23 protein-coding genes are annotated in these 26,006 nt (G+C 71.4%); 13 read left to right on the forward strand and 10 right to left on the reverse strand.

Features of this window, described 5'->3' with window-relative positions; translation table 11 throughout:
• Positions 1-10 precede the first annotated feature (10 nt).
• The 3 genes from ACOZ38_RS18745 to ACOZ38_RS18755 all read right to left on the reverse strand — a co-directional run bounded on the left by ACOZ38_RS18745 (position 11) and on the right by ACOZ38_RS18755 (position 3,719).
• Positions 11-1,120, reverse strand: a complete 1,110-nt coding sequence (locus ACOZ38_RS18745; protein WP_424532218.1) for a hypothetical protein — start codon at positions 1,118-1,120, stop codon at positions 11-13.
• A gap of 1 nt (position 1,121) precedes the next feature.
• The gene (locus ACOZ38_RS18750; protein ID WP_424532219.1) at positions 1,122-1,916 is read right to left on the reverse strand and encodes a hypothetical protein; all 795 of its coding nucleotides are present in this window, start codon (positions 1,914-1,916) and stop codon (positions 1,122-1,124) included.
• A gap of 105 nt (positions 1,917-2,021) precedes the next feature.
• Positions 2,022-3,719 (reverse strand): protein kinase domain-containing protein, encoded by a 1,698-nt coding sequence (locus ACOZ38_RS18755; RefSeq protein ID WP_424532221.1) that lies wholly within the window; start codon positions 3,717-3,719, stop codon positions 2,022-2,024.
• A 165-nt stretch (positions 3,720-3,884) separates the two neighbouring features.
• Here ACOZ38_RS18755 and ACOZ38_RS18760 point away from each other — a divergent pair, with 165 nt between their 5' ends.
• Positions 3,885-4,496 carry a TetR family transcriptional regulator gene (locus tag ACOZ38_RS18760; protein WP_424532223.1) on the forward strand — a complete coding sequence of 204 codons (612 nt, stop codon included), beginning with the start codon at positions 3,885-3,887 and terminating at the stop codon, positions 4,494-4,496.
• A gap of 219 nt (positions 4,497-4,715) precedes the next feature.
• Here ACOZ38_RS18760 and mctP read toward each other — a convergent pair whose 3' ends face one another.
• The 3 genes from mctP to ACOZ38_RS18775 all read right to left on the reverse strand — a co-directional run bounded on the left by mctP (position 4,716) and on the right by ACOZ38_RS18775 (position 8,490).
• Positions 4,716-6,323: a monocarboxylate uptake permease MctP gene (gene mctP / locus ACOZ38_RS18765; RefSeq protein WP_424532225.1), complete on the reverse strand. Its 1,608-nt coding sequence runs from the start codon at positions 6,321-6,323 to the stop codon at positions 4,716-4,718.
• The gene (locus tag ACOZ38_RS18770; RefSeq protein ID WP_405149606.1) at positions 6,320-6,553 is read right to left on the reverse strand and encodes a DUF3311 domain-containing protein; all 234 of its coding nucleotides are present in this window, start codon (positions 6,551-6,553) and stop codon (positions 6,320-6,322) included. The genes mctP and ACOZ38_RS18770 overlap by 4 nt, the downstream gene beginning before the upstream one ends.
• A 341-nt stretch (positions 6,554-6,894) precedes the next feature.
• Positions 6,895-8,490 (reverse strand): CocE/NonD family hydrolase, encoded by a 1,596-nt coding sequence (locus ACOZ38_RS18775; RefSeq protein ID WP_424532227.1) that lies wholly within the window; start codon positions 8,488-8,490, stop codon positions 6,895-6,897.
• A gap of 330 nt (positions 8,491-8,820) precedes the next feature.
• Between ACOZ38_RS18775 and ACOZ38_RS18780 the strand changes: the two genes are divergently transcribed.
• The 5 genes from ACOZ38_RS18780 (at position 8,821) to thyX (ending at position 14,781) form a co-directional block, all read left to right on the forward strand.
• Complete coding sequence (locus tag ACOZ38_RS18780) at positions 8,821-10,974, forward strand: anthranilate synthase component I (protein WP_424532229.1); 2,154 nt, start codon at positions 8,821-8,823, stop codon at positions 10,972-10,974.
• A 97-nt stretch (positions 10,975-11,071) separates the two neighbouring features.
• Positions 11,072-12,232 carry an amidohydrolase family protein gene (locus ACOZ38_RS18785; protein WP_424532231.1) on the forward strand — a complete coding sequence of 387 codons (1,161 nt, stop codon included), beginning with the start codon at positions 11,072-11,074 and terminating at the stop codon, positions 12,230-12,232.
• Positions 12,233-12,312: 80 nt separating this feature from the next.
• Positions 12,313-13,269, forward strand: coding sequence for an ABC transporter ATP-binding protein (locus ACOZ38_RS18790; protein WP_424532233.1), 957 nt, complete (start codon positions 12,313-12,315; stop codon positions 13,267-13,269).
• Complete coding sequence (locus tag ACOZ38_RS18795; protein ID WP_424532234.1) at positions 13,266-14,018, forward strand: ABC transporter permease; 753 nt, start codon at positions 13,266-13,268, stop codon at positions 14,016-14,018. The genes ACOZ38_RS18790 and ACOZ38_RS18795 overlap by 4 nt, the downstream gene beginning before the upstream one ends.
• 52 nt (positions 14,019-14,070) lie before the next feature.
• On the forward strand, positions 14,071-14,781 hold the full coding sequence (thyX, locus tag ACOZ38_RS18800; protein WP_424532235.1) for an FAD-dependent thymidylate synthase: 711 nt from the start codon (positions 14,071-14,073) through the stop codon (positions 14,779-14,781).
• 59 nt (positions 14,782-14,840) lie between these two features.
• On the opposite strand, the gene ACOZ38_RS18805 is transcribed toward thyX, so the two are convergent.
• Together ACOZ38_RS18805 and ACOZ38_RS18810 are read right to left on the reverse strand one after the other, a co-directional pair.
• A complete protein-coding gene (locus ACOZ38_RS18805; RefSeq protein WP_363918065.1) occupies positions 14,841-15,146 on the reverse strand; it encodes a hypothetical protein in 306 nt (101 codons plus the stop codon).
• A 191-nt stretch (positions 15,147-15,337) separates the two neighbouring features.
• Positions 15,338-16,507, reverse strand: a complete 1,170-nt coding sequence (locus tag ACOZ38_RS18810) for a globin domain-containing protein (protein WP_424532237.1) — start codon at positions 16,505-16,507, stop codon at positions 15,338-15,340.
• Positions 16,508-17,107: 600 nt separating this feature from the next.
• Here ACOZ38_RS18810 and ACOZ38_RS18815 point away from each other — a divergent pair.
• Positions 17,108-17,794 carry a gamma-glutamyl-gamma-aminobutyrate hydrolase family protein gene (locus tag ACOZ38_RS18815; protein WP_405149591.1) on the forward strand — a complete coding sequence of 229 codons (687 nt, stop codon included), beginning with the start codon at positions 17,108-17,110 and terminating at the stop codon, positions 17,792-17,794.
• A gap of 19 nt (positions 17,795-17,813) precedes the next feature.
• Here the strand turns inward: ACOZ38_RS18815 and ACOZ38_RS18820 are convergent, their stop codons facing one another.
• The gene (locus tag ACOZ38_RS18820) at positions 17,814-18,995 is read right to left on the reverse strand and encodes an acyl-CoA dehydrogenase family protein (RefSeq protein ID WP_363918059.1); all 1,182 of its coding nucleotides are present in this window, start codon (positions 18,993-18,995) and stop codon (positions 17,814-17,816) included.
• A 61-nt stretch (positions 18,996-19,056) separates the two neighbouring features.
• The gene (locus ACOZ38_RS18825) at positions 19,057-19,647 is read right to left on the reverse strand and encodes a class I SAM-dependent methyltransferase (RefSeq protein ID WP_424532238.1); all 591 of its coding nucleotides are present in this window, start codon (positions 19,645-19,647) and stop codon (positions 19,057-19,059) included.
• Positions 19,648-19,900: 253 nt separating this feature from the next.
• Between ACOZ38_RS18825 and ACOZ38_RS18830 the strand changes: the two genes are divergently transcribed.
• The 6 genes from ACOZ38_RS18830 (at position 19,901) to ACOZ38_RS18855 (ending at position 25,996) form a co-directional block, all read left to right on the forward strand.
• Positions 19,901-20,479 (forward strand): CDP-alcohol phosphatidyltransferase family protein, encoded by a 579-nt coding sequence (locus ACOZ38_RS18830; RefSeq protein WP_424532240.1) that lies wholly within the window; start codon positions 19,901-19,903, stop codon positions 20,477-20,479.
• A 96-nt stretch (positions 20,480-20,575) separates the two neighbouring features.
• Positions 20,576-23,077, forward strand: coding sequence for a sugar phosphate nucleotidyltransferase (locus ACOZ38_RS18835; protein WP_424532242.1), 2,502 nt, complete (start codon positions 20,576-20,578; stop codon positions 23,075-23,077).
• Positions 23,078-23,439: 362 nt separating this feature from the next.
• Entirely contained in the window at positions 23,440-23,943 is a 504-nt protein-coding gene (locus ACOZ38_RS18840; RefSeq protein ID WP_358553703.1) for an FHA domain-containing protein, read from the forward strand.
• A 12-nt stretch (positions 23,944-23,955) separates the two neighbouring features.
• Complete coding sequence (locus tag ACOZ38_RS18845; protein ID WP_405149585.1) at positions 23,956-24,624, forward strand: MerR family transcriptional regulator; 669 nt, start codon at positions 23,956-23,958, stop codon at positions 24,622-24,624.
• A 131-nt stretch (positions 24,625-24,755) separates the two neighbouring features.
• Positions 24,756-25,226, forward strand: a complete 471-nt coding sequence (locus ACOZ38_RS18850) for a bifunctional nuclease family protein (RefSeq protein ID WP_248958545.1) — start codon at positions 24,756-24,758, stop codon at positions 25,224-25,226.
• Between the two features lie 146 nt (positions 25,227-25,372).
• Positions 25,373-25,996, forward strand: a complete 624-nt coding sequence (locus tag ACOZ38_RS18855; RefSeq protein WP_405149583.1) for a MerR family transcriptional regulator — start codon at positions 25,373-25,375, stop codon at positions 25,994-25,996.
• The last annotated feature ends 10 nt before the right edge of the window (positions 25,997-26,006 follow it).

Below are 26,006 nucleotides of genomic sequence, written 5' to 3' on the forward strand. Positions count from 1 at the left end.
ACGGGCGTGCTCACGAGACCTCCGCGTAGAGGCGGTCGGCGAGGCGGAGCAGGCGGGCGATCTCCTCCTGGCCCTCGCCGGGGGTGAGCGAGCCGTCGGCGAGGCCCAGCGCCTCGGTCACGGTCGCCACCCCGCCGAGCGCGTCGCGGACCTGGCGTCCCAGCAGGTCGGTGGAGCCACCGGCCGCGGCCTCGTCCCTGCAGAAGAAGCACAGGTCGCAGGTCGACAGGCAGTCGGGCGCGTACCGGGCGTCGACGCCGCGCACCGCGTCACGCAGCTCGGCCACCGGGCGGGTCGGCACTCCCTCGGAGTCGCGCGCCAGGTCGAAGGTCAGCCCGGGCTCCAGCGCGTCCACGATCGCGCCGACCCGGGTCATGCGGGCGAGCTGCCTCCTGAGCACGGCGAGCTCCCTGCGCACGTCCACCAGCGTGGCGGCCGGGCGGTTCGCGAAGTTCTCCGGGCACACCAGCACGACGTCGTGGGACACCCGCTCCGGGTCGTGGCCGAGCTCCGCGAGGAGGTTCCTCAGCGCCAGCACGTACACGGCGGCCTGGCGGGCCGCCGCCGCGACCTTGTCCGGCTCGGCCTGCCCGTCGACGACGGCGAACGACTTGATCTCCACGATGTGGAACCGCCCGCCCAGCCGGAACGTCACGACGTCCGGCTCCAGGTAGGAGCTGTGGCCCGCGATGTCCAGCCGCAGCAGCGGGTGGTCGTAGAGCGTGCCCGCGTCGTCGCCGTCACGGGCCGCGGCGTCGATGAGCCTGCGGGTGTGGGAGTGGCGCAGGTGCGCGGACGGGTTGCCGCCGATGTCGCCGAGGTCGGTGTACGCCGCGAGCGGGATCGGCAGGCCGAGGAGCTCGCGCAGCAGCCTCAGCAGCTCGGCGCAGCCGCTCTCCTTGACCAGCGCCTCGAAGACGTTGCCCCGGCTGATGGCGAAGGGCGACTGGCCGAACGGGGCGGGAAAGCCCAGATGGGTGGCCGTGGCGTCCTTGTCGATGCCGGCGGCGTCCAGCACGGCGCGGCGGGCGCACCCGGGGTTGGCCGCCAGGGCGGCGATGGCCCGGGCGTCGTGGGGGCGCGGCGGCACCGGGCCGCGCAGCCGGTCGAGTCGGTCCACCTCACGCCTCTCTCTGGGCCAGTGCCAGCACGGTGCCGCCGAACAGGCGCTCGGCGTCGCGCAGCCGGTCGCGCGCGCGGCCGGCGATCTCGGCGCGGGCCGCCGCGTCGGCGGCGGCGTGCACCTCCAGCTCCGCGCGGGCCGCCTTGACCACGAGCGCGGGGTCGGGCGCGGCGCCCGGGACGTTCTGCGCCAGCCGCGACAGCAGCCGCTGCGCGCTCGGCGGGGTCGGCTCACCGGTCTCCGCCAGCCGCATGATGTGCCCGGCCACGCGGATCGCGGTGGTCAGGAAGTCGACGCGGGGGCTCAGCGGCCCGACGACCCGCTGCTCCAGCGGCCAGGTGCTGACCGCCAGCAGCCCCCGGGAGGCGGAGAGCCGGTCGGTCAGCGCGGCGCACAGGTAGTACGGCCGGGCGAACGGCGAGGTGCGGAAGGACCGCTCCTCGTCCCTGCGCAGGGAGGTGAGCTGGGTGCCCTTGAGCGAGCCCGCGCGCAGGGCCCCGTGCACCGCCACGATCATCTTGGCGGCGGCGGGCACGCCGAGCAGGGTGAGCGCCTGGTGGACCTGCTCGCGGACGGGGAGCAGCGAGCCGGGCGGCGGCTCGTCCTCCTCCTCGCGGGCGGGATCGTGGGCGGGCTCGTGGGCGGCGAGCGCGAGGTCCCACGCCCGCTCGGCCCTTCGCAGCTCGGCGCGCAGCGACCTGGCGAGGGCGCTCTCGCGGGCCCGCATGGCCTGCCGGATCTCACCGCGCAGCGCGTTGATGCGCTCCTCGAGATCGTCCAGCGATTCACTCACGCCCGGAGCGTACCAACAGTTCCCTTGAGTTCCAGTGATTTCCAGTTGTTCGCGCGGCGCGGCGTGTACAGGACTCGCGGGATCCACGACGGCCGGGCACGTGGGTCAGCTCAGGGGCCTGAAGTGCGTGCCCGGCCGGTCCTCGCCGATCACGGTGCCCACGCACCGGTAGATCCGGACGCCCTCCTTGAAGGCCTCCGGGGTCGGTGGCAGCACCAAGATCCTCCACTTGGCCGGAGCGATCGCCTTGGCGTCCCCGTACCTCGACTGGATGAGGACCGGCATCGAACAGAGCTTCTTGACCGTCGGATGGCCTTGGAGGTCGTTCATGTCGTAGGTGATCGTGTCCACGGGCAGCGGGGCCACGGCGAAGGTCTCCCACGAGTGGGTCTCCTCGCAGCCGCGCCTCTTGACCGACACCGACCCCGTGGTCACGACGATGCCGCCCCAGCACTCGGCCTCCTGCCCGCACGCGGCGTTCGCGCCCGCGATGGACGCGGCCGGGCAGTTCTGCATGGTGGTCTTGACCGCGCCCACGTCCGAGGCGCGGTCGGACGGGACCGACAGCGCGGGGCCGCTCCCGCTCGGGGCGGTCGTCACGCCGACGATCCCGGGAACCTGGCCCTCGTGGAGCATGATCGCGGTGCCGATCACCAGCAGCAGCGCGAACACGCCCGCGACCACGACGTACATCCCCGCCTGTGAGGAGGGCCTCGGCGGCTCGGGAGGCCGCGTGGCGGACACCGCCCGCAGGGCCCGCCCGTCCGGGCCGGTCGCGGCGGCCCGCCCGCCGTGCGTCGGCTGCCCTCCCGGCCCGTCGAGCCGCCCGCCCGGCCCGTTGGGAGGCGACGGCCTGGACGGCCCGGACGGCCGCGAGGCGGGACGCGACGGAGCGGAATGCCCGGCGGGCACGGCGCGGGACGGCCCGGCGGGCGCCCCTGGCACCGATGGCACGGCCCCGGAGGGCGGGACGGGGAGCGCGGACGCCGGAAGGGACGACAGCGCGTCCCTCAGGGCGGCGGCCGAGGGGATGCGGTCGCGGGGATCGGTGGCCATCCCCGCCCGCAGGACGGCGGTCAGCGCCGCGGGCACTCCGGGGATCTCCGGGATCGGCCGGCGGTGCAGCGCCATGATCATCGCGATGTTCACCACCCCGCTCTCGGGGAAGCGCGGCGGCCGCCCGTTGAGCAGGGCGTACAGCGTCGCCGACAGCGAGTACACGTCTCCGGCCGGGCTCGGCTCGGCCAGCTCGAACGCCTCGGGCGGCCCGAAGGCCGGGGTGAGCGACTCGCGCGTGACCGACATGTCGCCCTCGGCGTGCGCGCTGGTGGCCAGCCCGAAGTCCGACAGCGCCACCATGCCGTACCCGTTGACCAGGATGTTGGCCGGCTTCACGTCGCGGTGCAGCACGCCCGCCGCGTGCGCCGCCGCCAGCGCGTCGGCGACGCGCACGCCGATGTCGCGCACCTCGCCCGGGCTCAGTGGGCCCTCCTCGCGCAGCCGGTCGGCCAGCGACCCGCCGGGGCACAACTCCAGCACCATGTACGGGCGGCCGTCGCCGAGCACGCCCGCGTCGTACACGTCGGCCACGTGGGGATGACCGGACAGGGCGCCCGCCGAGGTGACCTCCCGCATGAACCGCCGCCGGTCGCGCTCGGACACCAGCACGCGGTTGTCGACCTTGAGGGCGACCTCGCGGCGCACGGCGAGCTGCCGGGCGCGGTAGACCACGCCGAAACCGCCCTGCCCGAGGATCCCGAGCACCTCGTAGCCCGGCACCTCCGGCGCTCCAGGCTCGGTCACCCTTCCACCTCCATCGCGGCACGCGAGCGGCACATTACCGGAACGGTCCGCCGGTATATCGGCATAGATCACACTTTCGCGTTGATCGGGTGGTGATCAGGGAAAGAAGGCACCTGATCCGGCGACAGCGGTACGTGACCGTGAAGTACCCCTATGCTGTCCTGCATGGCGACCGTGCGGGAGAACGGCGGGCGAGATCCGGGCCGGCGCCGGGCGCTGCTCGACGCGGCCGACCGGGTCATCCGGCGCGAGGGCCCGCAGGCGTCCATGGCGGCCATCGCCGCCGAGGCGGGCATCACCAAGCCCATCCTCTACCGGCACTTCGGCGACAAGAGCGGCCTCTACCAGGCGCTGGCCGACAGGCACATCCGCACGGTGATCAAGCAGCTGCGGCGCGAGTTCGCCAGGGCCCGCACCGACCTGCGCACGCGGGCCCGGGCCACCATCGAGACCTACCTCGACATGATCTCGGCCAACCTCAACCTCTACCGCTTCCTGTTCCACCGCGCCGGCGCCGAGGACAGGCGCACCCACTCCCACATGGCCGGCATCGTGCGCAGTCTGGGGGAGGAGCTCGGCGCGGTCATCGCCGCCGACGGCACCGTGTCCGACCCCGTGCGCGCGCAGATCCTCGGCCACGCCTTCGTCGGCATGGTGCAGACCACGGGCGACTGGTGGCTGGAGCACCACGAGGTCGACCGGCGGCAGGTGGTCGAGAGCCTCGTCGAGGTCGTTGTCGCCGCGATGCAGGGAACCTTCGCGGCCCACCCCTCCTGACCGCCGGGAGATGGTGGAATCAAGATCCGCGGAACTCTCGAACGAGGAGCCTTGATGTCCGAACTCCCCCTGTCGAGTCGCTGCGCCTGGCCTACGAGGACCTGCTGCACCGCAACGCCCTGAAGGTCATGCTGCCGTGGCTGCACGACCACGTGCGCGAGACCCTCGACGTGCTACGCGCCCGGCGGCCTCGCCGGGCGCGTACGCGTGGCGGCCCGGTCAGCGGGAGCCGGACAGCTCGATCTCGTGGACGCGGGGGTCGCCCTCGTCGGCCACGTAGTCCGACGGGCGGGTGGCGTCGTCCCCGTCGGCGAGCCTGCCGGCCCGCGCGATCAGCGTCCCGGCGACCGCGACCACGAGGTTGACGGCCAGGGCCAGGAAACCGGCGTAGATCGTCATCTTGGTGTCCAGGCCCAGCTTCGAGAGCTGGAACGCCGAGCCGCCGAAGTGGGCGTGGTCGGTCGCGGGGTTGGCGACGTTGTAGAGCATCAGCACGCCGGACGTCATGCCGGCGACCCAGCCGGCGATCAGCCCACCCCGGTGGAACCAGCGCGTGTACAGGCCGAGGCCGACCGAGGGCAGGGTCTGCAGGATGATCACGCCGCCGATGAGCTGCAGGTCGATGGAGAACTGCGGGTCGATCAGCAGGATGACCAGCACCGCGCCGATCTTCACCACCAACGAGGCGATCTTGCTGACCGCCGCCTCCTGGGCGCTGGTGGCGTCCCGCTTGATGTACTCCTTGTAGATGTTGCGCGTGAACAGGTTCGCGGCGGCGATGGACATGATGGCGGCGGGCACCAGCGCGCCGATGCCGACTGCGGCGAAGGCCACCCCGGCGAACCAGTCGGGGAACATCTTGTCGAACAGTAGCGGCACCACCGTGTTGGCGTCCGCCTTGCCGCCCGCGGTGATCGGCTTGATCCCGGCGGCGATCGCCATGTACCCCAGCAGCGCGATCAGGCCGAGCAGGAGGCTGTAGGCGGGCAGCGCCGACATGTTCCGCTTGATCACCCCGCGGTTGCGCGCCGCCAGGACGCCGGTGACGCTGTGCGGGTACAGGAACAGCGCCATGGCCGACCCGAGGGCCAGCGTGACGTACTGCAGCTGGTTGTTCGGGTTGAGCAGGATGCCGTCACCCGGCGCGGGAGTGGCGTCGAACTTCGCGCGGGCCGCGTCGAAGATCGACCCCCAGCCGCCGAGCCTGCTCGGGATGTAGATGATCGCCACCAGGATGACCAGGTAGATCAGGCCGTCCTTGACGAACGCGATCAGCGCCGGCGCGCGCAGCCCCGACTGGTAGGTGTAGGCCGCGAGGATCGCGAAGGCGATGATGAGCGGCAGGTCGCCGGTGACGCCCATGGTCTTCAGCACGGCCTCGATGCCGACCAGCTGCAGCGCGATGTACGGCATGGTGGCCACCAGGCCGGTGATCGCGATCAGCAGGGCCAGGGTGGGGGAGCCGAAGCGGGCGCGGACGAAGTCGGCCGGGGTGACCATGCCGTGCACGTGGGCGACCGACCAGAGCCGGATCAGCACGAGGAACACCAGCGGGTAGGTCACGATCGTGTACGGCAGCGCGAAGAAGCCGGTCGCCCCGGCGCCGAACAGCAGCGCGGGCACGGCCACGAACGTGTAGGCGGTGTACAGGTCGCCGCCGACGAGGAACCACGTGATCCACGAGCCGAACTTCCGGCCGCCGAGGCCCCACTCGTCCAGGGTCGCCAGGTCGTCGGGACGGCGCCAGCGGGCCGCGACGAACCCCATGGCGCTGACCAGCACGAACAGGATCGCGAAGACGACCAGCTCGGTGACGTGGCCGCTCATCGCCCGCTCCGCTTCTTGCCCACCTGGTACACGATGGTGGTGGCGCCGACGCCGAGGATGATGAAGGCGAGCTGCAGCCAGTAGAACAGCGGGAACCCGAACAGGCGCGGCTCGTCGGCGTTGTACAGGGCGGGGATCAAGGGGATGACGACCGGCACGAGCAGCAGCCAGTTCCACGGGCTGCGATCGCTTCGGGCCGGGCGCTGATCGCTGGATGGCGTGGTCAACACACTCTCCTAGGGAGAAGAGAGGCGTAACTAGCCTGATGAGGCTAGTTATCCGGTCGTGCGGAAGCGTAATTTCGCGACGGCGTCGCGCGCCTCACCGATCGCCGAACGGACCTGTTGGCGCGCCGAGCGGCGGCGCCGTCGCCACCCGTACGGGCGTGGGAGCGTCGGCCCAGCTCATCGGTGGTGTCGCGGGTGCCCTGCGCCTCCGGGACGGGCACTTCGGCGACGGTATCGGCCCGGTCGCCGAACGCGGGGCACAGCGCCTTGACAACGTCGCCCGCGTCTCGTAAAGGCATGTGCAAGGTCGTGCGGTGGTGGAGGCCCAGCCCGGATCGGCCCCGTCAGGACGCGGCGTGGGGCAGGATGATCGCCGAGGGGTGGTCCGGGTCGTGGAAGATCTCCTGGTCGGCCGCAACCGCCAGGTGGCCGGTGCCGAGGGGCTCGCCGGTGCCGAGGTTACGGGCCAGCCGGGGGTAGGCGCCGCTCGCCACGTGCACCCGCACGCGGTGGCCCCGCTTGAAGCGGTGGGCGATCGGCCACAGCTCCACCTCGACGCGCCGCACGCCCTCGTCGTCCTCCGGCGGCGTGCCGGGTGACAGGCGCCGCACGCCCTCGCACACGTTGAGCGAGGTGCCGTCCGGGTGCACGTCGCACACCCGGACGACCAGGTCGGTGTGCCGGGTGCTGGACCGCAGGAACACGTCCGCGGTGACCGGGCCGATCAGGTCGAGGTCCTCGCCGAGCGTCTCGCCGGTGTAGACGAGCACGTCGGGGCGCGACTCCAGGCGCCGGTTGTCGCGGGGCGCGGAGTTGCCGAGCAGCGTGGGCCCGCCGGACACGGGCGTCGGCCGACCCGGGTTGTAGCGGTACCGGTCGGGATAGGACTCCGCCGGGTTGGCCGGCGCCAGGCCGAACCCGGGCTGCAGGTGCCAGCGCCGCTCCCTGGTGCCCGGCGGGGGCCAGTCGTCGTAGTCGCGCCACTCGTCCGCGCCGGTGACGTACAGCCGGACGGGGCTGGCGCGCAGCCCGGAGGTGTCGCCGAGCAGGTGGGCGCGGAACCAGGCGATCGCGTCGAGGTTGGCGAGGCGCCCGTGCCGCACGTCGGCGTGGTGCCAGGGCCCGACCGTGAGGTACGGCCGGCGCCCGGCGGCCCGCATGGCCAAGTAGTCCTTGAGCTGCCAGGGCAGGAAGACGTCGTACCAGCCGCCGGTCATGGTCACGGCCGCGTCGACCTCGCCCACGGTCGCGGAGAAGTCCCTCTTCTTCCAGAACGGCACGGCCGGGTCGGCGTGGTGGGTGAGCACCTCCTGGAAGAACGGCAGCCGGCGGCCGGCCGCCAGCACGTCCAGCTCGCCGATCGGCCGTCCGGACAGCACGGCCCGCTGGGTGCGGCGCGGGGCGAAGAACACCGCCGCCCCGCTGAGCGGCCCGGACATCAGGGCGGTGAGCGTGCTCCAGCTCAGCGTGGACTCAAGGGCGAACGAACCGCCGACGTAGGCGGCGTCACGGAACTGCGACGCGGTGACCTGGATGGCCATGGCCTTCAGGTCGGGGCCCGCGTACGGCGCGATCGCCCACTGCGCGTAGCCGAGGTAGCTGGGGCCGTGCATGGCGAAGCTCCCGCCGTACCAAGGCTGGGCCCGCATCCACTCGACGGTCGCGAGGCCGTCGTCCTGCTCGTCGAGGGGGGTGAGCTCGCCGCCCGAGCCGAACCCGCCCCGGCAGCTCTGCAGGATCACCTGGAAGCCCTGCCGCGCGAAGGCCCTGCCGTAGGCCAGCCCGAACAGGCCGCGCCTGCCGTACGGCGAGCGGATCAAGATGGTGGGGGGGCTGCTCACGCCGATCGGGATGTAGCGGTCGGCCAGCAGGAGGACACCATCCGGCATGGGGACCTGCATGTCCCTGTGGACGACGACCCTGTACTGAACCCGAGCCATGAGCGCTCCTCGCTGTAAGCGGAGTCATACCCCGGTTGATGTAAGCAGCGCTTTACTCACTGGTAACATGCTAGTGCTATCGGCCGCCGAGCGCTGTGACGTATGTCACTGATCCACCGCTCCGGCCCAGCCCAGGCTCTTGCCCGAAGAAGTGGCGGCGGGCCCGCAGGGCCGCTACCATTTGGCCATGCGAACGATTGCACCTGCTCAGTGGTGGCGCTGCTCCTAGGCGGCGCGTGTTTCGCATTCATTTCGGACGGCCGCCCCGGGAGGCGGCTTTTTTTCATGCCCGCCCGGGGCCAAACGAAGATCCAGAAGGGCGAGGCAAGGGTGGACACGAGCGGATATACCACCGCGGGCGGCATCGAAGTCGAGGTGACGACCGCCGACGTTCCGGAGTCCGTGCTCGAGGAGGTCGTCTCCTCGCTCGGGGAGCGGCGCGGCGGCGTGCTGTCCTCGGGCATGGAGTACCCCGGCCGATACAGCCGATGGCACCTCGCCTACATCGACCCCGTCCTGGAGATCGTGGCCCGTGGCCGCGAGATCTCCGCGCGGGCGCTCAACGAGCGCGGCAGGGTCGTGCTGCCCGCCGTCACCTCCTGCCTGCTCGCCGCGGGCAAGACCACCACGGAGCCGACCCAGGACCACGTCGAGGTCCACGTCGCCGAGTCAGAGGACATCCTGCCCGAGGAGATGCGCAGCCGCCGTCCCACGGTCTTCACCGCGATCCGCGAGGTGATCGCCGCCTTCTCCGGCGACGACGAGCACCTCGGGCTGTACGGGGCGTTCGGCTACGACCTGGCCTTCCAGTTCGAGCCGATCAGGCAGGCGCTCGACCGCGCGGACGGCCAGCGCGACCTGGTCCTCCACCTGCCCGACCGGGTCATGGTGATCGACCGCAAGCGCGAGACCAGCCGGGAGTACCTCTACGAGTTCACCGTCGACGGCGTGTCGACCCGCGGCCTCCCGCGTGCCGGCGAGTCCGTCCCGCTTCCCCCCACCCCCGCCCAGATCCCGAAAAATCCCGAGCCGGGGGAGTACGCCGAGGTCGTCGAGGCCGCCAAGGCGAAGTTCCGGCGCGGCGACCTGTTCGAGGTGGTTCCCGGACAGGTCTTCCACGCCCCCTGCGACGACCCCTCCGGCTTCTACCGGGGCCTGCGCAAGATCAACCCCGCCCCGTACGAGTTCCTCTTCAACCTCGGCGAGGGCGAGCACCTGGTCGGCGCCTCCCCCGAGATGTACGTCCGCGTCCAGGGCGACCGGGTCGAGACCTGCCCGATCTCCGGCACCATCGCCCGCGGCGCCAACCCCGTGGAGGACGCCGAGGCCATCCGCACGCTGCTCAGCTCGGTGAAGGAGGAGTCCGAGCTGACCATGTGCACCGACGTCGACCGCAACGACAAGTCGCGCATCTGCGTCCCCGGCACCGTCCAGGTCATCGGCCGCCGCCAGATCGAGATGTACTCCCGCCTCATCCACACCGTCGACCACATCGAGGGCCGCCTGCGCCCCGGGTTCGACGCCCTCGACGCCTTCCTCACCCACATGTGGGCCGTCACCGTCACCGGGGCGCCCAAGACCTGGGCGATGCAGTTCATCGAGGACCACGAGGCGACCGCCCGGCGCTGGTACGGCGGCGCCGTCGGCTACCTCGGCTTCGACGGGTCCATGAACACCGGCCTCACCCTGCGCACCGCGCAGATCCGCGACGGCGTGGCGACCGTCCGCGCCGGCGCGACCCTGCTGTTCGACTCCGACCCCGCCGCCGAGGAGCGCGAGACCGAGCTCAAGGCCAGCGCCCTGCTCGGAGCCCTCGCCGCCGTGGGCGCCCCGCCCGAGCAGGCTTCGGCGCGAGAGGAGGCCGAGCGTCCGGGCGAGGGGGTGAAGGTCCTGCTCGTCGACCACGAGGACTCCTTCGTCAACACCCTGGCCGACTACTTCCGCCAGCACGGCGCCGACGTCCTCACCCTGCGCCACGGCTTCCCGCTCGCCATGCTCGACGAGGTCGCGCCGCACATGGTCGTGCTCTCGCCCGGCCCAGGGTGGCCCTCCGACTTCGGCTGCTCAGACCTCGTCGGCGCCCTTTACGAAAGGAAGCTGCCCGTCTTCGGCGTCTGCCTCGGCCTGCAGGCGATGGTCGAGCAGGCGGGCGGCACCCTCTCGCTGCTGCCGCACCCCGAGCACGGCAAGAGGGGGCAGGTCGGCAGGGTGGGCGAGAGCGCGCTGCTCGACGGGCTGCCGGCGGAGTTCACCGCCGCCCGCTACCACTCGCTGCACGCCAAGCAACAGGGGGTGAAGGGCTTCACGGTCACCGCGCTGACCCCGGACGGGGCGGTCATGGCCATCGAGGACACCGCCAACCGCCGCTTCGGCGTCCAGTTCCACCCCGAGTCCATCCTCACCGCCGAGGGCGGCGCCGGATCCCGGATCGTCGCCAACGTGTTGAGGCTGTGCCGGGGTTCGGTAAAGGCGGGGACGAAGTAGCGGCCGGAGCCGGGGCGCGCCCTTAGAGTCCACAGGCCGGGCGGCGGCGTGCGGGCCGGGCGCGATCCGGGGGCAGACGAGCGGGGTGAGGTGGCCGATGGAGCTTGAGGACATACTGCAGGCCCCGGTCCCCGGCCCGGTGCGGGCGGCGCTGCTCGCCCCGCTCGTCGACCACCACTGCCACGGGGTACGCCGCGACGAGCTCAACCGCGCGCAGTTCGAGATGCTGATCACCGAGGCCGGCACCCCCGCGCCTCCGGGCACCACGCACTTCGACACACCGGTGGGCACCGCGATCAGGCGCTGGTGCGCCCCCGTCCTCGGGCTCGGCCCGCACGTGCCCCCAGCGGTCTACCTGGCGCGCAGGGCCGAGCTCGGCCCGGACGAGGCCAACAAGCGGCTGCTGCGCGCGGCCGGGGTCGTGGCGTTCCTGGTCGACTGCGGCGGGGGCGGCCGCGAGCTGCTCTCGGCGGCCGAGATGGGACGCCTCGGCGGCGCCGCCGCCGACGACATCGTGCGGCTGGAGCACGTCGAGGAGGAGGTCGCCCAGGAGGGCCCGACCGCCGCCGGGTACGTGCACGCCCTGGCCGAGCGGCTCGCCGCCCGGGCCTCCCGCGCCGTCGGGCTGAAGTCGATCGTCGCCTACCGCCACGGCCTGCACTTCGACCCGGCGCGGCCGAGCCGGGGCACGGTCATCGCCGCCGCGGGCAGGCGGCTCACCGAGCCCAAGGAGCCGCTGACCGATCCGGTGCTGCTGCGCCACCTGCTCTGGACGGCCGTCGACATCGCCCGCGACCGTGGGCTGCCCCTGCAGTTCCACACCGGGTACGGCGACCCCGGCATCGACCTGCACCGGTCCGACCCCACCCTGATGACAGGTTTCATCAGGGCGACGCGGCCGGTCGGGGTGCCGGTGATCCTGCTGCACTGCTACCCGTTCCACCGGCAGGCCGCCTACCTGGCGAGCGTGTTCCCGCACGTGTACGCCGACGTGGGCCTCGCGCTGACCTACACCGCGGCGGGCTCCGCCACGATCATCGGCGAGCTGCTGGAGCTGGTCCCCTTCCACAAGCTGATGTTCAGCTCCGACTGCTCCGGCGTCGCCGAGATGTGCCACCTCGGCGCGCTGTACTTCCGCCGGGGGCTGGCCCGCGCGCTCGCCGCCCGCATGCAGGAGGGGGAGTGGAGCGCCGGCGACGCGGCCAGGGTCGCCCACATGATCGGCTCAGGCAACGCCCGCCGCGTGTACCGCCTGTAGGCGGACACTATGTCGCTAAATGGTCTACATCCGCCCAGGACGCTAGGCGCGGCGATCGAAACGGCCAATAATCGCCGGTGATGACTGCGATCGAGATCCATAACCTTTCCAAGTCCTTCGGGGCGGTGCGTGCCGTGGACGACGTGTCCTTCACCGTCGAGGCGGGCACCGTCACCGGATATCTCGGCCCGAACGGGGCCGGGAAGACCACGACGCTGCGGTGCCTGCTCGGCCTGGTCGCGCCCGACTCCGGGCAGGCCCTCGTCAACGGCCGACGGTACGCCGGTCTGGCCACGCCGCTGTCCCAGGTCGGCGCGGTGCTGGAGGCCACGAGCTTCCACCCCGGCCGTACGGCCCGCGACCACCTCAGGGTGGTGTGCGCGGCCGCGGGCCTGCCCGGCGCCCGCGCGGACGAGGCGCTCGGCCAGGTCGGCCTTGCCGACGTCGCGGGCAAGCGGGTGGCCGGCTTCTCCCTCGGCATGCGCCAGCGCCTCGCCCTGGCGACCGCGCTGCTCGGCCGGCCCGCGGTCCTCATCCTCGACGAACCCGCCAACGGCCTGGACCCGGCGGGCATCCAGTGGCTGCGCGGCTTCCTGAGGTTCCTCGCCGACGACCAGGGCTGCGCCGTGCTGGTCTCCAGCCACGTCCTGGCCGAGGTCGAGCAGACGGTCGACGACATCGTCATCATCGCCAGGGGCCGCATGGTCCGGCAGGGCACGCTGGCCGAGCTGACCTCGGGCGGCGACCGGGGCGTACGGGTCGCCGGGGCGGGCGTCGAGCGGTTGCGGCCCCGGCTGGAGGGGGCCGGCGGCGTGATCGAGTCCCCGGAGAGCGGCGTGCTACTGATTCACGGCGTCCAGCCGGAGGCGGTCGGCCAGGCGGCGCTCGACGAGCACGTGGTGCTGTCGGAACTGGTCAGGCTGCGCTCCGATCTCGAACAGGTGTTCCTCGAACTCACCGGGGAGCCGCCCGCCCCGCCCTCGACATCGTCATCGTCACCGGCCGCAGTGGACGCCGTCCCGGGGAGCGCGTCATGATCCGGCTGGTCAGGGCGGAGCTACTGAAGGTCTTCACCACCCGCATGGTCTGGGGCATGCTCGCCCTCTCGCTGTGCTTCACCGCCATCGGGCTGGTCGCGCTGAGCGTCCTGTCGGGAGGCCCGGGCGCGCCCGCCCTCACCGAACCCGACGGCGTGCGGAACCTCTTCAGCCAGGCGGGCTCCGGGCTGGTCTTCGCCTTCGTCATCGGCACCCTCATGATCACGGGGGAGTATCGCTTCCAGACGATCACCTACACCTTCCTGGTGACGCCGCGCCGGGAGCGGGTGATCGCCGCCAAGCTCATGACCTGCGCGGTCGTGGGCCTGCTGTTCGGCCTCGCCGGCATCGTCCTGGCATTCGCCGTCGGGATCCCGGCGCTTCTGATCAAGGGCGCGAGCCTGTCGCTGATCGGGGGCGACGTCGCGCGGGTCTGCGCCGGCGTGGCGGCCGCGATGGCCCTCTACACGATCCTCGGCCTCGCCCTCGGGTCCCTGCTACGCAACCAGGTGGCCGCCATCGTCGTCGGCGTCGCCTGGGTCTATGTCCTTGAGAGCCTGCTGGTCGCGTTGCTGCCGAGCGTCGGGAAGTGGCTGCCCGGCGGGGCGGCCCAGGCGGTGTACGGGGTCTCCTCGCCGCTCGGCGGCGACTACCTGCCGGCCTGGGCGGGCGCCGCGCTGCTCGTGGGGTACGCCGCGGCCTTCGCGATCGTGGCGTCGGCCACCACGATCCGCCGCGACATCACCTGAGCGAACCCGCTCCGTTACGATGTGGGCGGCCTAGACGAGGGGGAGCCGAGGCGTGGAATTCCTGAGTGATGTGACGGTGGAGCTGGTCAGGCACAGCGCGGCCGACTCCGACGTGGTGTTCGCCGCCCGGGTGTCCACCGCCGGGGAGCAGTCCCTGGAGGCGGTCCACCAGGATCCCGAGCGCTCCAAGGGCCTGATCAACTTCCTCATGCGCGACCGGCACGGCAGCCCGTTCGAGCACAACTCGATGACCTTCTTCATCAACGCCCCCATCCTGGTCTTCCGCGAATTCCACCGCCACAGAGTGGGATGGTCCTACAACGAGGAGAGCGGGAGGTATCGCGAGCTTCAGCCGGTCTTCTACGTGCCCGGGCGGGAGCGGAAGCTCGTGCAGGAGGGGAAGCCGGGGCGCTACCGGTTCGTCGAGGGCGACGAGGAGCAGCACAAGCTGGTGACCGGCGCCATGGAGCGGTCGTACCGGCAGTCGTACGAGGCCTACCAGGAGATGCTGGCGGCGGGGGTGGCCCGCGAGGTCGCCCGCGCGGTGCTGCCCGTCGGCCTGTTCTCCTCGATGTACGCCACGTGCAACGCCCGCTCGCTGATGCACTTCCTGTCCCTGCGCACCAAGGACGAGCGCGCGAGCGTGCCGTCGTTCCCGCAGCGCGAGATCGAGATGGTGGCCGAGAAGATGGAGGCGTTCTGGGCCGGGCTGATGCCGCTCACCCACGCCGCGTTCAACGCCGCGGGCCGCGTCGCCCCCTAGGCGCGGCCGGCCGCCCGCCGGGCCTCCACCCCCGGCGGCGGGCGGTCGTCGGGGGCTCTCTAGAGGGCGGGAAGCACGTAGACCTCCGCGCCCGGGGGTAAGGCGCAGGCGAGGCCGCCGAGGCGGCGGGCGTTCTCCCCGCACACGAACATGCTGATGTGGCGGCGGATCCCGCCGTACTCGTCGCAGAGGCGCTTCTCCAGCATGGGGTGGGTTCGGCGCAGGGTGTGGAGGGCCGCGCCGAGCGTGGGGCGGCTCTCGTCGGAGTCCGCGACGGCGAAGACCCGCACCTCGGTGGCCCCGCTGCCCCAGTGCCCGAGCGCGCTGGGCAGCACGAATGTCACGAGCGTGACCGGTTTGGCCATGGGAGTCAGAGCGCCGCCGGGACGGTGGCGTAGGCCCGTGCGACGGGGGAAGATGATCGCCTCGTGCCGGCGGCGAGCAGCGTGCCCTGCATGATCGCCCTTCCTTTCGCGGTGTCGGGGCCGCATCGCCTGTCCCCCCGGCTCGGCGTGGTCGCCCGATCGACATGTCGGCCGCTGCGCGCGGATCGGCATCATCGTGTCACGTTGCCAGGACACCCGCCGGACTCCGCGTGATTTGGGTGATCGGTTCGCCCGGATAGTCCTTGGATATCTGGTTGCTCGCGGGAACCGGGCCACTGCTCCCCCTGGATCGGGTCGCAGTGGATGCGCGCGGGGGGCACGCCGTCGTTCTGCAGCCGCCGCACGGTCTCGTTGACCATGGCGGGGGGACCGCAGACGTACACGTCGTGGTCGGCCCAGGAGTGGAAGCGCTGCACGACGTCCGGGAGCGAGCCGCGCATGCCGTCGTAGGCCGGCTGGCCGGACACCACGGGCAGGACCCGCAGCCACGGGAACTCGGCCTCCATGCGGATCAGGTCGCCGAGGTCGTACAGCTCGCCGGCGGTGCGGGCGCCGAACAGCAGGTGGATGTTGGGCCGGCGGCCCGAGGCGATGACGTGCTCGACGATCGCCTTGATCGGGGCGAGGCCGGTGCCCCCGGCGACGCAGATGATGTCGCGCATGGGCTCGCCCTCCGGGGGCGCCAGGGTGCCGATCGGGGGGCCGAGGAGCACGGTGTCGCCGATCCTCGTGTGCGAGACCAGGGCCGTGCTGACCCACCCGCCGCTCACGGCGCGCACGTGCAGCCTGATGGTGTTGTCCGGCCGGGGCGCGTTGGCGATGGAGTACGTGCGCCAGACGCGCGGCCAGCGGGCGACCTGCACGTTGACGTACTGCCCGGGGACGTGGTCCATCTGGGTGCCGGGCCGCAGGGTGATGACGGCGATGCCGGGCGCGCGCATCTCGTGGTCCACGACCTCCGCCAGCCACCAGGCGGGGGAGACCCCGGCGTCGGCCTCCGCGGACTCGATCATGAGGTTGGCCGCCACGGTGTAGGCCGCGACCCACGCGGCCTCGACCTCGCTGGTCCAGGTGTCGCCCGCGAAGCGCTTGATGGTCGAGAGCAGCGCGTTGCCCACGGCGGTGTAGTGCTCGGCCAGCACGCCGTACTTGCGGTGGTCCCTGCCGAGCTGGCCCAGGTAGGAGCCGAGGCTGTCGGGGCTGTCCAGGCTCCAGACGATGCGGGTCAGCGCGCTGAAGAGACGGTCCCGCTGGACGTCCATGGCGGGGGGGAACATGCTCCGCAGGTGTGGGCCCTCAGCGAACAGCCGCCCGTAGAAGTACGCGACGGCCTTGCCCATGACGGGCTGGATGGCTGAGAAGCTTTCCTTTACGAGACGCGGATTCAACGACATATATCGACGCCACCCTAATCGACCGGATTCGACATCCGATCTTGTTGTTCCACCTCCCTGACGGTCCGGGTAACGAGCGTCCGGCGGCCCCGGCTCAACCGATCGCTCGAATTGGAGTCTTCCATTCCCGCATGCGCCTCACAACCGTTTCACCACAAGGTGCCAGGAAAGCGAACTCTTAGTAATTGGTGGGTGATTCTCCGTAATGGATGCTCGGGATGCCGGGGAATCTAGATGAAAGAGAATCACATTCGCCTTTTACCGCAATCGCAATTCGGGGCCGCCGCCCCGGCGGCGACCCGGACCTGCGGAACCGCCCTGTCGTGGCGGACCGTTCCAGCGCGGTGCCCGGCGGGCCGGAGGAGTACCCGCCGCCGCCGGGGTGAGGGGGGCTTGTGGGACAGATGTTGCGGAAGTGACGTGACTGATACCCCGGATACGTGACATACCCGAAATGTTGTGCGCCATGATGGGCTTGCCACTGCTGATGGGCTGGGTGCCGCCGTGACATGGCGGTACGACCTTGCGCGAGCCCCTGGAGACCGTATGTCCCGACCGTTGATCGGTATCACCACCTACTTCGACGCCGCCCGCTGGGGCACGTGGGTCCGCGAGGCCGTGCTCTCGCCGCCCGCCTACGCGAAGGCGGTGGACAAGGCCGGGGGCTCCCCCGTGCTGATCCCCCCGCTGAGCCTGGGAGCGATCGACGGCTACATCCGAGGCCTGTCGGGGCTCATCCTGGCCGGCGGCGTGGAGGTCGACCCCGGCGCCTACGGCGAGGAGCGGGACGAGAGGCTCGAGGAGCCCCAGCCGCAGCGCGACAGGTTCGAGCTCGGGCTCGCCAGGGCCGCGGTCCAGGCCGGCGTCCCCGTGCTCGGCGTGGCGCGCGGCATGCACATCCTGAACGTCGCGCTGGGCGGCACCCTGATCCGGTGGCTGCCCGAGGCGGTCCACCATGAGCGGCACGCCGCAAGCACGCCGCACGTCATCCAGGTGAGCGTCTCCAGCAAGGTCGGCAAGGCCGTCGGCGACCGCATCGAGGTCGCCGTGCCCCACCACCAGGCGCTCAAGCGGCTCGGCGAGGGCCTGCTCGCCGTGGCGTGGGCCGACGACCAGATCGTCGAGGGCGTGGAGCTCCAGGGCCACCGGTTCTGCGTGGGCGTCCAGTGGCACCCCGAGCGCGGCGAGGACAACCGCCTGGTGGACGCGCTGGTCGAGGCCGCCATGCCGTGAGGCGCGGCGGCCCCGCGGCTCAGAAGCTCCGGGGCAGGCCGAGCACCTGGGTCGCCAGGTAGTTGAGCAGGAGCTCCTCGGTGACGGGCGCCACCTTGCCGATGCGGGCGTCCGCGAGCAGGCGGGCGACGGGGTACTCCAGCGAGTACGCCATCCCGCCGTGCGTCTGGAAGGCGTGGTCGGCCGCCTCCCAGGCCACCTGCGAGGCGGTCAGCTTGGCGATGTTGGCCTCCGTGCCGCAGGGCAGGTGCCGGTCGAACAGCCAGGCCGCCTTGTAGAGCATCAGCCTCGCCAGTTCGATCTTCGCCTTGACCTGCGCGAGCGGGAAGGCGATGGCCTGGTTGGCCCCGATCGGGCGGCCGAACACCTCCCGCTCCTTGGCGTAGGAGACCGCGACCCGCAGCGCCACCTCCGCGCCGCCGAGGGCGCTGGCGCCCAGCAGGATGCGCTCGGGGTTGAGGATGTCCCACAGCACGGCCGCCCCCTGGTCCACCTCGCCGAGCACGCTGGTGGCGGGCACCCGCAGGTCGTCGAAGAACACCATGTTCGACGGGGTGGTGTTGGCGCCCATCTTCGGGATCGGCCGGTAGGACAGCCGTCCCGCCGCCACCGCCTCCGGCACGTTCACCAGGAAGACGGTGAGGCCGTTGGTGCGCGGCCTGGCCTCGGCCGCCGGGATGGTGCGGGTGACCAGCAGCATCCAGGTGGCCCGCTGGACGCCGGTGATCCAGATCTTCTGCCCGTTGATGACGTACTCGCCGCCGTCGCGGCGGGCGGAGGTGGAGATGGCCAGGGAGTTGGACCCGGCGTCGGGCTCGGTGAGCGCGAAGCAGGTCTCGATCTCGCCGGCGGCGAGCCGGGGGAGCAGCGCCGCCTTCTGCTCGGCCGAGCCGTGGCGGGCGATGGTCAGCGCGCCGAAGCCGGGTGTCAGCACGTACGTGAACGCGGACCCGCCGGCCGAGCCCGAGGCCGACAGGGTCTCGGTCGCCACGGTCAGCTCCAGCAGGCCCTGGCCGCCCCCGCCGTACTCCTCGGGCACCGCGAGGCCGAGCCAGCCGCCCTTGGCCAGCTCCGCCCACACCTCCTCGGGCCAGCGCTTCTCCGCCTCGCACCGCTGCCAGTAGTCCATGTCGTAGCGCGAGCAGATGTCCGCGACGCCGCGCTGTACGTCGCGGGCGCTCTCCGGAAGCGTGAAGTCCACCGTGATCACTCCATTCCCGTTGCCGCGCAATGGTAGAACGAAGTTCGGTGGCCGTGCGAGATCAGTGACGCGGGCGCCTGGCGTGATAGACGAAGGCCGGAGGCACGTTGCCCCAGATGGTTCTGCTCGGCACGACCTCCTCGAACGCCTCCATCAGGCGGCGGCGGAAGCGCATGGCGGGCGGCAGCGTGCGTGCGTGCACGTAGGCGAAGGTGGTGAGGGTGCCCTGGGGCGTGAGCGTCTCGCGGATCGCCCCGAGCAGCCTGTCCTGGAGCCCGGCGGGGAAGGCCGCCCAGGGCAGCCCGCTGACCACCACGTCGGCCCGCTCGAGCCCATGGCCGGCCAGGAGTTGGGGCAGGTTCACGGCGTCGCCGACGATGATCTTGGCGCCGGGGTGCCGGTCGGCCAGCCCCGCGGCGAGACGGGGGTTGATCTCGATGGCCAGATGGTGCCCTCGCCCGCCGAGACGCCGCTGGATCTCCTTGGTGAACACGCCCGTCCCCGGGCCGAGTTCGACGATGACGGGGTCCCCGCGCTCGGGCACCGGCGAGGCGACCACCCTCGCCAGGCGCTGGGAGCTGGGCGCGACCGCCCCGGTGGTGCCGGGCGAGCGCATGAACTGCCCGAAGAAGAGGGCTGCGTCATTGGCCATGGCACCGACCTTAAAGAACAAAAGGGTCTGCTCGCTTCCACCGTTCGGCCGATCTCGTGCGCCTCTGGAAGACGACTTCTCCATCTTGAGGAGGATGCCGTCTTCGCCGCGGAATTCGAGTCATGGGCCGCGTGGGCGGGCACGGAGGTTTCGTCCTTTCACGATACGGCCCGTGGCGAGACTCGCCCCCACCGCCGCCCGGCGCTTCGCACCGGCTAGGGTCGGCACCAGGTTCACGAGGGGAGAGTCACGGGTGAGATCGGCGGAGGACCGGATCTGGACGGTTCCGAACATGCTGAGTCTGCTGCGGTTGCTCGGCGTGCCGGTGTTCCTGTGGCTGGTGCTGGGGCCCAAGGCCGACGGGTGGGCGCTCATCCTGCTCATGGCGGCGGGGTTCTCCGACTGGCTCGACGGCAAGCTCGCCCGGGCCTGGAACCAGACCAGCAAGCTCGGCAGGCTGCTCGACCCGCTCGCCGACCGGCTCTACATCCTGGCCACGCTGATCGGGCTGACGTTGCGCGGGGTCATCCCCTGGTGGCTGACCGCCGTGATCGTCGGCAGGGACGTCCTGCTGCTCCTCGGCGTTCCGGTCCTCCGCAGGCACGGTTTCGGCCCGGCGCTGCCGGTCCACTTCCTCGGCAAGGCGGCGACCGCCAACCTGCTCTACGCCTTCCCGCTGCTTTTCCTGGCGTCCCACGACGGTTGGTACGCCGACATAGCCCGGATCTTGGGATGGGCCTTTGCCATCTGGGGAACAGGTCTGTATTGGTGGGCGGGGGCGCTGTACGTGGTTCAGGGGCGCCGGCTCATCGGAGGGGCGAGCCGGGCATGAGCGATCGTGGGGGCCCGTCCCGGCGAGTCCCCGCGGCTACTGCCCGCGCGAGCGTGGCCGTGTGCCCACCGTGATGAGACAGACGGAGGGTGATCTGTGAAGGCCGTCGTGATGGCGGGCGGGGAGGGGACTCGGCTGCGGCCGATGACCGCGAACCAGCCCAAACCCCTACTTCCCGTAGTCAATCGGCCGATCATGGAGCACGTGCTCCGCCTGCTGAAGCGGCACGGCTTCACCGAGACCGTCGTCACCGTCCAGTTCCTGGCCGCCCTGGTGCGCAACTACTTCGGCGACGGCGACGAGCTCGGCATGAGCCTCCACTACGCCACGGAGGAGATCCCGCTCGGCACGGCGGGCAGTGTGAAGAACGCCGCCGACAAGCTGCGCGACGAGCGCTTCCTGGTGATCTCCGGCGACGCGCTGACCGACATCGACCTGACCGACCTGATCCGGTTCCACGAGGAGAACGGCGCCCTCGTCACCATCGGCCTCAAGCGCGTCCCGAACCCCCTGGAGTTCGGCATCATCATCGTCGACGAGCAGGGCAGGGTGCAGCGCTTCCTGGAGAAGCCCACCTGGGGGCAGGTCTTCTCCGACACCGTCAACACCGGCGTGTACGTGATGGAGCCGGAGGTCCTCGACGAGGTCGCCCCCGGGGTGCCCGTCGACTGGTCGGCCGACGTGTTCCCCAAGCTGCTGGCCCAGGGAGCCCCGCTGTACGGCTACATCACCAGCGGCTACTGGGAGGACGTCGGCACCCACGAGAGCTACCTCAAGGCGCAGGCCGACGCCCTGTCGGGCCGGGTGAGGCTCGACGCCGACGGCTTCGAGCTCTCCCCGGGGGTGTGGGTCGCCGAGGGCGCCTCCGTCGACCCCGACGCCATCTTGAAGGGCCCGCTGTACATCGGCGGCTACGCCAAGGTCGAGGCGGGCGCCGAGCTGCGGGAGTACACCGTCATCGGCGACAACGTCGTGGTGAAGGAGGGCGCTTTCCTGCACCGCGCCGTGGTCCACGACAACGTCTACATCGGGCCGAGCGCCAACCTGCGCGGCTGCGTCGTCGGCAAGAACACCGACGTGATGACCGGCGCGCGCATCGAGGAGAACGCCGTCGTCGGCGACGAGTGCGTGATCGAGTCCGAGGCCTACGTCTCCTCCGGGGTCAAGATCTACCCGTTCAAGACGATCGAGGCGGGCGCGGTCGTCAACACCAGCGTGATCTGGGAGTCGCGCGGCCAGCGCAGCCTGTTCGGGCCGCGCGGGGTCTCCGGCCTGGTCAACGTCGAGATCACCCCCGAGCTGTGCGTCCGCCTCGCCAGCGCGTACGCCACCACGCTGAAGAAGGGCGCCTCGGTCATCACCTCGCGCGACTCCTCCCGCGCGGCCCGCGCCCTCAAGCGGGCGGTCATCAGCGCGCTCACCGCGAGCGCGATCAACGTGCTCGACCTGGAGGCCACCCCGCTGCCCGTCGCGCGCTTCCACACCTCCAACGAGACCGCCTCGGGCGGCATCGCGCTGCGCACCACCCCGGGTGACCCCCAGAGCGTCGACATCGTCTTCATGGACGAGAACGGCGCCGACCTCTCCCAGGGCGCGCAGCGCAAGCTGGAGCGCGTCTTCTCCCGGCAGGAGTTCCGCCGCGCCTTCCCCGGGGAGATCGCCGAGCTGAGCTTCCCCGCCCGTGCCGTCGAGGACTACACCCGCGAGCTGCTGCGCTGGGTCGACATGTCCGGCGTGCGGGACGCCGAGATGAAGGTCGTCATCGACTGCGCGGGCGGCACCTCCTCCCTGGTGCTCCCGAGCCTGCTCGGCCGGGTCGGGGTGGACGTGCTCACCGTCAACAACCGCCTGGACGACGCCTCGCCGACCGAGACGCTCGCCGAGCGCCGCAGGGACCTCCAGCGCCTGGCGGAGCTCGTGGGGTCCTCCAGGGCCGCTTTCGGCGTACGTTTCGACCCGGTCGGGGAGCGCGTCTCCCTGGTCGACGAGATGGGCCAGCTGATCAGCGAGGAGCGGGCGCAGCTCGTCGTCCTCGACCTGGTGGCGGCCGAGCGCCGCGGCGGCCGGGTCGCCCTGCCCGTGACCACCACCCGCGTGGCCGAGCAGGTGTGCCGGTTCCACGGGGCCCAGGTGCAGTGGACCTCCACGGCCCTGGACGCCCTCACCTCCGCGGCGGCCGACCCCGAGCTGATCTTCGCGGCGGACGGGCGCGGCGGCTTCATCGTCCCCGAGTTCGCGCCCACGGTCGACGGGCTGGCCGCCTTCCTGCGCATCCTCGGCCTGGTGGCCCGCACCCGGTTGTCGCTCAGCCAGATCGACGCCCGCATCCCCCAGGCCAAGATGCTCAAACGCACCGTGCCGACCCCGTGGGCCGCCAAGGGCGCGGTCATGCGGTCGGTCGTCGAGGCGGCCGACGGGTACCACCTGGACACCACCGACGGCGTGCGCGTGGTCGAGGAGGACGGAGGCTGGGCACTGATCCTTCCCGACCCCTCGGAGGCCGTCACCCATATCTGGGCGGAGGGCGACGATCTGGACGTCGCCCAGGGCCTCCTGGAGCGCTGGGCCCGGGTGGTGGAGCACGCCGTGGGCACCTGAGCACGTGGCCCGGGAACGGGTACGTTCTGCCCCGAACCACCCGTTTCCAGTCACATTTGAACGGCGCGCCGCATGGACCGGAGGGCGGCGCGGGCGGTAGCTTTGGACCGGCGCGGCGAGCCGAGTCGGAAGCAACGAGGGGCGAGCGCCGTCAGGAGATACGCGAGCCCCGTAAGCGAGGACCGAGCGAGCCCCACCAGCAGCATGTCCGAACCCGCGAGCCTGCCCTCATCTTGACCTTTGCGACTCATCAGCGTAAGTTGCGGCATTCGCAGTCTGAGCAACTATGAGAAGCGAAGAACCGAGGCACGCCGCCCAGAGCACCGTCGCCGCGACTTCGCGGTAGGAGGCCGAGCCGATCGATGCCGAGCGTCTACTGCACGCAGTGCGGTCATGCCAACCCTGACGATGCCCGTTTCTGCTCACGGTGCGGATCGCCGCTGAGTCGTGTCGAAAACACGCCGGGGGACACCACCTCCACGATCTCACTCAGTGGGATCGAGGCGATGGACGGCGACGCGACGGGACAGACGCTCATCCCAGATCGGGCTTCGGTCGAGCAGCTGCCGGCCGGCACGGCCCTGCTGGTCGTGATGCGCGGGCCCAACGCCGGGAGCCGGTTCCTTCTCGACAGCGATCTGACCACGGCCGGCCGCCACCCCGAGAGCGACATCTTCCTGGACGACGTGACCGTGTCGCGCAGGCACGCGGAGTTCTACCGGCGGGGCGACTACTTCACCGCCAGGGACGTCGGCAGCCTCAATGGCACCTACGTCAACCGGGAGCGCATCGAGGAGCTACCGCTCTCCGGGGGCGACGAAGTCCAGATCGGCAAGTTCCGGCTGGTGTTCCTCACGCGTGGGTGAGGAGGAGCGGTGATGGGCGCGCAGGCGGCCAGGGCGTTCATGAGCATCGGGGAAGTCCTCGAGATCCTGCGGGGCGACTTCCCCGACGTCACCGTCTCCAAGATCCGCTTTCTCGAGGGCGAGGGGCTCATCGAGCCCCAGCGCTCCCCCTCGGGATACCGCAAGTTCACCCACGCCGACGTCGAGCGCCTGCGCTACATCCTCACCGCCCAGCGTGACCGCTACCTTCCGCTGCGCGTGATCAAGGACCATCTGGACACCGCCGAGCGCGACGGCGTCACCCGGCCCCGCGCCGTCGGGGCCGAGTCGCCGGAGATCCGGCTGAGCCGCGCCGAGCTGCTGGAGGCCGCGGCGCTCGACGAGGAGACCCTCGTGGAGCTGGAGGACTACGGCCTGCTGACCCCGGTCGCCCGGTGGTACGACGCCGAGGCCCTCACCGTCGCCAGGGCCTCGGGGGCGCTCGGAAGGTTCGGGCTGCACCCCCGCCATCTGCGGGTGCTCAGGGCCGCCGCGGAGCGCGAGGCGGGGCTCGTGGAGCAGGCCGTGGCGCCGCTGCTGCGCCGCCGGGCCCCCGGCGCCGTCGACCAGGCCGAGGAGACCGCCCGCGAGCTCTCCGTCCTGCTCCAAGAGCTGCACGCCGCCCTGGTGCGGGGCGGTCTGCGGGGCATTCTGGGCCGCTGACGGAGCCGCCCGGACATTTCGGGGTGCGGGGATGTTACGTTGAATTTTGCGGCGATGGTCACGCCGCGAGCCGAGAGCCGCAAGGGAACGGGCCCGGAGCGGGCCGGCGACCCAATGAGACGGAGCAGCCTGTGTTGCAGATGGAGGTCGTGGGGGTCCGCGTCGAGATGCCCTCCAACCAGCCCATCGTCCTGCTCAAGGAGGCGAAGGGTGAGCGTTATCTGCCGATCTGGATTGGGATGACCGAGGCCACGGCCATCGCTCTGGCACAGGCAGAGGAGCCGCCTCCCCGGCCGCTCACCCACGACTTGTTCAAGGACGTGATCGAAGCTCTCGGCGTGCGGTTGCAGACGGTCAACATCGTGGCGCTGCGCGACGGGATCTTCTTCGCTGACCTGGTGTTCTCCAACGGTGTCGAGGTGAGCGCACGCCCATCCGACTCGATCGCGTTGGCTCTTCGCACCGGTGCCAGCATCTTCGCCAGCGAGGATGTCGTGCGCGAGGCCGGCGTCATCATCCCCGACGATCAGGAGGACGAGGTCGAGAAGTTCCGCGAGTTCCTGGACACGATCACGCCCGAGGACTTCGGTCGTGCGGGTTAGCCATATCGGGCATTTACGCTTCACGACGCGCCGGGCGGGATCGTTGACTGAGGATCGCGCCAGTCCTACGGTGCAAGGGAAACCACGGTTGTAATTCACGAACCCCCAGATCAGACCGTGGGATGAGAGAAAGCCGGAGGTCCGCAGTGGCGGTCAGCAGCGGCGAGGGAAAGACGGCCGGCCAGCATGATCCGGCCCAGCGCCAGTCGGCGCGGGAGCGCGCGGGTGAGCAGGGCCTGTTGTTCGACGAGCGGCCTGCGTCGCTGCCCGCCGACGTGGGATACCGCGGCCCGACGGCGTGCTCGGCGGCCGGCATCACCTACCGCCAGCTCGACTACTGGGCGCGAACCCAGCTGGTCGAGCCGTCGGTACGGGCGGCGCAGGGCTCGGGGTCGCAACGGCTCTACAGCTTCCGTGACATCCTCGTTCTCAAGGTGGTCAAGCGCCTGCTCGACACCGGGGTGTCGCTCCAGCAGATACGCACGGCGGTGCAGCATCTGCGGGAGCGCGGGGTCAACGACCTCGCGCAGATCACCCTGATGAGCGACGGCGTGAGCGTCTACGAGTGCACCTCGGCCGACGAGGTGATCGATCTGCTGGAAGGCGGCCAGGGCGTGTTCGGCATCGCCTTGGGCGGGGTCTGGCGCGAGGTCGAGGGATCCCTGGCGGAGCTGCCGGGGGAACGGGCGGAGCCGGCCGACCGGGACTCCACGGAGGAGCACCCGGGTGACGAGCTGGCTCGGCGCAGGAAGGCCCGCAAGACCGGGTGACCCAGGTCAC

Source organism: Sphaerisporangium viridialbum (assembly GCF_049674955.1).
Taxonomy (GTDB): Bacteria; Actinomycetota; Actinomycetes; order Streptosporangiales; family Streptosporangiaceae; genus Sphaerisporangium; species Sphaerisporangium viridialbum.